We start from the raw sequence: 6,607 nt of genomic DNA, 5'->3' as shown, positions 1-6,607 counted from the left end.
GCGCGGCCCGAGGCGGCTCCGCCCCCGCCGCCGCCCGGCGGCGCCCCGCTGCCGCACCTGGCGACCGCCGACCAGCTCGGCGGCGGCGCCGACTGGTGGCGCACGGACGGCAGCCCGTTCGGGATCGGCGACGACGTGCCCGGCTTCGTCGGCGGCGTGGAGATCGCCGACCTGCTCAAGGCCCCGCCGCCCAAGCAGCCCCCGGGGGCGCCGGACGCCGTGCCCGCCGCCCCGGCCGAGGCGGCCGTGGCCGAGCCGGAACCGGCCCCCGCCCGCAGGCGCTTCGGCCTGCTGCCCCGGCGCGGGGCGGCCGGGGCGGCCGGGGCGCGGCCGGCACGCGCCGCGTGGAGCAACCCGCTGCTCCTGCTCGCGGCCCTGCTGCTGGTCGCGGGCGCGGTGCTCGGCAACTGGTTCGCCCTGGTCCTGGGCTGGGTCATCGCCTACGGTTCACGCCGGCTCACCCCGGCGGAGACCAAGTGGGCGGTCATGGGCATGCCCGGCCTGGCGGTCGCGGCCGGTTTCGCCTGGCTGTGGGGCCGCGACAACGGCCGCTGGGGCGACCCCATCGCCCAGGACCACATGAACGAGGCCATCGCCCAGACCTGGCCCTGGGTGATCCGCGCGGCAGCCGTCCTCTCGGCCCTGTTCCTCCTCTGGCGCTCCCAACGCCGCAGGTAGTCCGCCGCAGGGCGGGGACGGGGGCGGCCCGGTCAGGGAAAGCGGCTCGGCACAATGGCGTACATGACTTCTCGCCCGTTGACCGTCGGCTTCGATCTCGACATGACCCTCATCGACTCCCGGCCCGGCATCCGCGCCTGCTACCTGGCGCTGTCCGAGCGGACCGGGACGTACATCGACGCCGACCTGGCGGTCACCCGGCTGGGGCCGCCGCTCCAGGACGAGCTGGTCAACTGGTTCCCGGCCGAGCGCGTCGAGGCCGTCGCGGACCTGTACCGGACGATGTACCCGGACTTCGCCGTCGCGGCCACGCCCGCCCTCACCGGCGCCCGCGAGGCGGTCGGGGCGGTGCGGCGGGCCGGCGGCCGGTCGATCGTGGTCACCGCCAAGCACGAGCCGAACGCCCGCCTCCATCTGGAGCACCTGGCCATCGGCCCGGACGCCGTCGTCGGCGGCCTGTGGGCCGAGCAGAAGGCCGAGGCGCTGCGCGCGCACGGCGCACAGGTCTACGTCGGCGACCACGTGGGCGACGTACGCGGCGCCCGCGCGGCCGGCGCCCTCTCGGTCGCGGTGGCCACCGGCCCCTGCGCCGAGGAGGAACTGCGCGCGGCCGGCGCCGACGTCGTCCTCGCCGATCTGACCGAGTTCCCGAATTGGTTTTCGGACTGGGCTCACGCCTTTTCGGCCGAAAATTCTCGGGCGGACTCCTACCCCGCTTCGCCCCGCGCCTGACGCCGCCCCGCGGCGATCGACCGGAGGACTCCGGCGCCGGCGATGAGGAAACCGACGGCCATCAGCATGCTCAGCCCGAACATGTAGGTGGGAAAAGGCTTCGCGCCGAAGAACAGCGGTGCCACCGTGACCATGGTGGCCACCGTGCCGAGGAAGAACACGATCGCGCCGGCACGGATCAGCCCGTCGCCCGGCGCGGTGGAATTCGGTTGGGTTTTGTCACGCACCGGACCAGGGTAGTTCCCAGCGCGAGGGAACGACCGGGCGACGTCTTGTCAGCCGCCCCAAGACCATTAGCCTGGGTAGCGGCGGGTCCGGGCGCGACCCGCCCGCGTGCTATCCAGAGCCGTTTTCCGAAGCAGTTTCCCGACGAGTACGAGGACGAGGACAGACGTGCCTACCGGCAAGGTCAAGTGGTTCAACAGCGAGAAGGGCTTCGGCTTCCTCTCCCGCGACGACGGCGGTGACGTCTTCGTCCATTCCTCGGTCCTGCCCGCCGGAGTGGACGTGCTCAAGCCCGGACAGCGCGTGGAGTTCGGCGTGGTCGCCGGTCAGCGCGGCGACCAGGCCCTGTCGGTGACCCTCCTGGAGCCGGCCCCGTCGGTGGCGGCGGCCCAGCGCAAGAAGCCGGACGAACTGCTGCCCATCGTGCAGGACCTGACCAGTCTGCTGGACGACGTGGGCCAGACCCTCAACCACGGCCGCTACCCCGACAAGCCCTACGGCAAGAAGGTCGCCACCCTGCTGCGCGCGGTCGCCGACCAGCTGGACGTGTGACCGCGGCCGGACCCGCGGCCGGACCCGCAGCCGGATCCGCCGCCGGACCCGCGCCCACGGCCCGGCAGGGGCACGGCCGCGCGGGCGCGCCCCTGCCGGGTCCGGTCGCGAGTCCCGTTCCGGGTCGTCTCAGGTCGTCGCAGGGAACGCCAGCGCGTCCGGGCCGAGGGGCGGCACCAGCCCTTCGGCCGCCGCCCGGGTGAGCAGCCCGCGGACCGCCGCGTAGCCGTCCTCGCCGAGGTCGGCGGTGAACTCGTTGACGTACAGACCGATGTGCTGGTCGGCGACGGCCGGGTCCATCTCCTGGGCGTGCGCCATGACGTACGGCCGGGACGCCTCGGGGTCGTCCCAGGCGGCGCGCACCGACGCCCGGATCGCGTCGGCGAGCCGGTTCAGCGCCGCCCCGCCCAGCGACCGCTTGGCGATGATCGCGCCGAGCGGGATCGGCAGCCCGGTGGTGGCCTCCCAGTGCTCGCCCATGTCGGCGAGCTTGTGCAGCCCGTAGTCCTGGTACGTGAAGCGCGCCTCGTGGATCACCAGACCGGCGTCCACCTTGCCGTCCCGCACGGCCGGCATGATCTCGTGGAACGGCATCACCACGATCTCCCCGACCCCGCCCGGCACGGTGTCCGCGGCCCACAGCCGGAACAGCAGGTACGCCGTCGACCTCTCGCTCGGCACCGCGACCGTGCGGCCCTTGAGGTCGCTCTCCGGCTCCTTGGTCAGCACCAGCGGCCCGCAGCCGCGCCCCAGCGCGCCGCCGCACGGCAGCAGCGCGTACGCGTCCAGGACGTAGGGCAGCACGGCGTACGACACCTTCAGCACGTCCGACTCGCCGCGCTCGGCCATGCCGTTGGTGAGGTCGATGTCGGCGAAGGCGACGTCGAGCGCGGGCGCGCCCGGGACGCGGCCGTGGGCGAGGGCGTCGAAGACGAACGTGTCGTTGGGGCAGGGCGAGTAGGAGATCCGCAGCCGCTCGGGCAGGTCGTGCCCGGCGGGCGTCTCAGGATTCGGCTGGCTCATGTGGGCTCCAACTCTCCAGTACGGGGGCGAGCTTCCCGAACGCCTCGGTGAGGGCGGCCAGGGCGTCGCCGATGCGCCAGGCGGCGCGGTCGCGCGGCCCGACCGGGTTGGAGACCGCGCGCAGCTCCAGCACGGGGACGCCGTGCGCGGCGGCGGCCTCCGCGACGCCGAAGCCCTCCATCGCCTCGGTGAGGGCGCGGGGGTGGCGCGCGCGCAGCGCGGCGGCGCGGGCGGCGGTGCCGGTCACGGTGGAGACGGTCAGCGCGGCGCCGACGGCCGCTCCGGTCGCCGCGGCGATAGCCCGTACGAGTGATTCGGGTGGGTGGTGGGCGGTGGTGCCGAAGCCGAGTTCCGTCACCGGCAGGAATCCGTCGCCGGTCTCGGCGCCCAGGTCGGCCGCGGTGATCTCGTCGGCGACGACGAGCGAGCCGACCGGCGCGCCGGGCGCGAAGCCGCCCGCGATGCCGGCCGACACGACGAGGTCGTAGGGCGTGCCGGCCAGCGCGGCGGCGGTGAGCGCGGTGGCGGTCGAGGCGGCGGCCAGGGCGGGGCCGACGCCGGCGGCGATCAGATCGCGGCGGCCCAGGCGGAGCAGGGTCGCGCCGGGCAGCGGCAGTTCGTCCGCCGGGCCGGGGAACGCCTGTGCCACCGCGTCCCGTTCGACGGGGACCGCGGTGGCGACGAGCACGCGCGGGGCCGGGGCGGGAGCCGCGGCAGGCACCGGGGACGTGGTCAGGAGTCCTTCTGGAGCTTGAAGGACCACACGCCCTTGGTGGTCTTGTCGCCCTCCTTGATGGAGACCTTCGTGGAGTTGCCGGTGGCTCCGTACTGGGCGTTGAAGAAGACGCTGCCCGGGATGGTGCGGTACGTCTTCTTGCTGGAGTCGGTGAGCTGCTGGTCGTTCATCAGGATCGTCCAGCCCTGGTCGGCGATCTTGGGATCGACGCCGAAGCGGACCGTGTCGTCGGGGTCGATCTTGATCGTCTCGATGCCCGAGGTGTCCTTGAGGCACTTGGTCAGATCGGCGGCCGTCAGGTCGTTGCCGTCCTTGTAGCAGATGGCTTCCGAGTGCACCGAGTTGTCGCCCGCGGTGATCGTGGCGATCGGCGTCGGCTTGTCGCAGGCCGTCAGGACGAGCAGTCCGGCGGAAACGGCGCCGGCTGCGGCGACGGCGCGGCGGCGTCGCACGGCGGATTGCAGCGAGGTCATGGCCGAAGGCTATCGGGCACGTCCAGCCCCCCGCCCACGCGGGGGTACGGCGTGCCGTGCGACGCGGGCAGGGCATCCCGATGGCCGAGGCGGGCCGGGGACGGCGGGGCGGTCCCGTAACGGGGCGAGTCGGGTGCCGTACCGGGGTGCGCTGGGGCGTACCGGACCGCACCGGACCGCACCGTTCCGGACCGGACCGGACCGCACCGGGTCGTTCGGCGCCGCATCGGGCCGTCCGGGCGGGCGCACGCGGTCAGGGGGTCGGCGGATCGGGGGGCGCGGCGGGGAGCTCGGAGCGGCCGGAGCGGCCGGAGCGGCCGGAGCGGCTGGAGCGGCTGAGGCGGTCGGCAGGGTCGGGCCGGTCGTGGTACCGGTCCCGGCCGCCGCACTCGTCCCCGTGCCCGCTGCCGTACTCGCCGCCGTACTCGCCGCCGTACTCGCCCTCGGGCCGGTCGCCGTGTTCGTGCTCGGGCTCGTCGTCGGTACGGCGTGGCGGGACCGGGCGGCGGGCGGAGGCCAGGAGGCCGCGCACCGTGCTCAGCCAGCCGGTCGCAACGATCGCCGCGCCGACCGCCATGCCCAGCACCCCGTTCAGCGGCAGCACGATGCCGATCGCGCCGCCTAGCACCCAGGCCACCTGGAGCAGCGTCTCGGAGCGGGCGAACGCCGAGGTGCGCACCCCCTCGGGCACGTCCCTCTGGATCAGCGCGTCCAGGGACAGCTTGGCCAGCGCCTGCCCGAACCCGGCGACCGCCGCCAGGCACGTCACCAGCACCGTGCCGAACAGCGCCGCCGCCCAGACCGCCGCGCCGAGCGCGATCGCGACGACCGTCACGACGATGATCTCCGGCGCCCGCGAGCGCAGCCACGCCCCGACCGCCGTGCCCAGCGCGTTGCCCGCGCCGGCCGCGACGCCCACCATGCCCAGCGACACGGCGGCGCTCTGCCCGGCCAGCGGGTGCTCGCGCAGCAGGAAGGCGAGGAAGAAGATCAGGAAGCCGGACAGGCAGCGCAGCGCCGCGTTGGCGGCCAGCGCGTGAGTGACGGCCGGGCCGACGGTGCGCAGGCCGGGCCGTTTGGGCGGGGTGCGGCGCGGCCCGTGCCGGCGCGCCTCGTCCGCCGCGAGCAGCGCCCGGCGCTCGCCCTTGGCGGAGTCCACCTTCGGCGGCAGGGAGAACGACAGGAACGTTCCCGCGACGAAGATCACAAAGGCGCCGTAGAGCGGCCAGCGCGGGCCGACGAGGTGCAGCGCGGCGCCGACGGGCGCGGCGGCGCCGGTGGCGAGCAGCCCGCCGAGGGTGACCCGCGAGTTCGCCTTGACCAGCGAGAACCGGGGCGGCAACAGCCGCGGCACGACGGCGCTGCGGACCACGCCGTACGCCTTGGAGGCGACGAGCACGCCGAGCGCCGCCGGATACAGCTCCAGACCGCCGCCGGCCGCCGCGCCCGCGATGATCAGCGCCAGCAGGGCGCGGGCCAGCATCGCGGCGGCCATCGCGGCGCGGCGGCCGTGCGGGAGGCGGTCCAGGAGCGGGCCGATCACCGGGGCGAGGAGGGTGAAGGGCGCCATGGTGATGGCGAGGTAGAGCGCGACGCGGCCGCGGGCCTCGTCGGTGGGGACGGAGAAGAAGACGGTGGAGGCGAGGGCGACGGTGACCATGACGTCGCCGGCGCCGTTCACCGCGTGCAGTTCGATCAGCTTGCCGAGGCCCGACTCGCCGGCGCCGTGCGCGTGGGTGGCCCGGCGGATGCCGCGCACCGGACCCGTGAAGGGCAGGCGCAGGGCACGGCCGACCGCGCGGACGGAACCGCCGAACCGGCCCGAACCGCTGCCTCGGCTGCTTCCCTCGGTCCCCTGGGGCTCGTCGGTCCCAGTGGGGGTCTCCGGGGGCGTCCTCGGGGCTGCCACTCCGTCATACTGCCCCGAGACGGCCGCCGCTAGCGTCAGGACGGCCCGGAACGGGCCACCCGGCCCCCGACGGACGCACCCGCGGACGGGGGAGGATGCCCTCCGGGATGCTCCGGACCGTTTCGCGGATCGGGCGAATCCATGCGCCGCGCGGCGTCGAGGGGCCGTCGGTGTAGGCCGAGCGGCGGTGAGAAGGTAGCGTGCGTAGCGCGCCGTGGCGAACGTTCTCGGCCGCGCGCCTTACGGGCATACCGCAGAATGGATGACGTAGGTGCGCCC

Annotated in this window: 7 protein-coding genes and 1 pseudogene; 3 read left to right on the top strand and 5 right to left on the bottom strand. The window is 74.8% G+C overall.

Annotated elements, in window-relative coordinates; genetic code table 11:
- Together ABEB07_RS24510 and ABEB07_RS24505 are read left to right on the top strand one after the other, a co-directional pair.
- Positions 1-678, top strand: a pseudogene (locus ABEB07_RS24510) (hypothetical protein); the annotation flags it as partial.
- A 63-nt stretch (positions 679-741) separates the two neighbouring features.
- Positions 742-1,410 (top strand): HAD family hydrolase, encoded by a 669-nt coding sequence (locus ABEB07_RS24505; protein ID WP_345670321.1) that lies wholly within the window; start codon positions 742-744, stop codon positions 1,408-1,410.
- Here ABEB07_RS24505 and ABEB07_RS24500 read toward each other — a convergent pair.
- Positions 1,386-1,637, bottom strand: a complete 252-nt coding sequence (locus tag ABEB07_RS24500) for a hypothetical protein (protein ID WP_345670320.1) — start codon at positions 1,635-1,637, stop codon at positions 1,386-1,388. The two genes, ABEB07_RS24505 and ABEB07_RS24500, sit on opposite strands and share 25 nt — an antisense overlap.
- Positions 1,638-1,803: 166 nt before the next feature.
- Here ABEB07_RS24500 and ABEB07_RS24495 point away from each other — a divergent pair, with 166 nt between their 5' ends.
- Positions 1,804-2,187: a cold-shock protein gene (locus tag ABEB07_RS24495; RefSeq protein ID WP_176149459.1), complete on the top strand. Its 384-nt coding sequence runs from the start codon at positions 1,804-1,806 to the stop codon at positions 2,185-2,187.
- A gap of 129 nt (positions 2,188-2,316) precedes the next feature.
- On the opposite strand, the gene ABEB07_RS24490 is transcribed toward ABEB07_RS24495, so the two are convergent.
- The 4 genes from ABEB07_RS24490 to ABEB07_RS24475 all read right to left on the bottom strand — a co-directional run bounded on the left by ABEB07_RS24490 (position 2,317) and on the right by ABEB07_RS24475 (position 6,328).
- Entirely contained in the window at positions 2,317-3,210 is an 894-nt protein-coding gene (locus ABEB07_RS24490) for a 1,4-dihydroxy-6-naphthoate synthase (RefSeq protein ID WP_176149458.1), read from the bottom strand.
- Positions 3,191-3,931: a futalosine hydrolase gene (locus ABEB07_RS24485; protein WP_176149457.1), complete on the bottom strand. Its 741-nt coding sequence runs from the start codon at positions 3,929-3,931 to the stop codon at positions 3,191-3,193. The genes ABEB07_RS24490 and ABEB07_RS24485 overlap by 20 nt, the downstream gene beginning before the upstream one ends.
- A gap of 11 nt (positions 3,932-3,942) precedes the next feature.
- Entirely contained in the window at positions 3,943-4,419 is a 477-nt protein-coding gene (locus tag ABEB07_RS24480; RefSeq protein ID WP_164589911.1) for a DUF2771 domain-containing protein, read from the bottom strand.
- 253 nt (positions 4,420-4,672) lie between these two features.
- Positions 4,673-6,328: an MFS transporter gene (locus tag ABEB07_RS24475; protein ID WP_345670319.1), complete on the bottom strand. Its 1,656-nt coding sequence runs from the start codon at positions 6,326-6,328 to the stop codon at positions 4,673-4,675.
- Positions 6,329-6,607: the final 279 nt, after the last annotated feature.

The sequence above is a fragment of the Streptomyces similanensis genome, assembly GCF_039543625.1.
Taxonomy (GTDB): Bacteria; Actinomycetota; Actinomycetes; order Streptomycetales; family Streptomycetaceae; genus Streptomyces; species Streptomyces similanensis.
The sequence above is the reverse complement of the archived record's forward strand: the minus strand, read 5'-3'. Positions and strand labels throughout refer to the sequence as shown.

Bases quoted from the DNA above. Each gene is read 5' to 3' on its own strand.
- ABEB07_RS24505 (WP_345670321.1), top strand. From the start codon at position 742: ATGACTTCTCGCCCGTTGACCGTCGGCTTCGATCTCGACATGACCCTC.
- ABEB07_RS24490 (WP_176149458.1), bottom strand. From the start codon at position 3,210: ATGAGCCAGCCGAATCCTGAGACGCCCGCCGGGCACGACCTGCCCGAG.
- ABEB07_RS24480 (WP_164589911.1), bottom strand. From the start codon at position 4,419: ATGACCTCGCTGCAATCCGCCGTGCGACGCCGCCGCGCCGTCGCCGCA.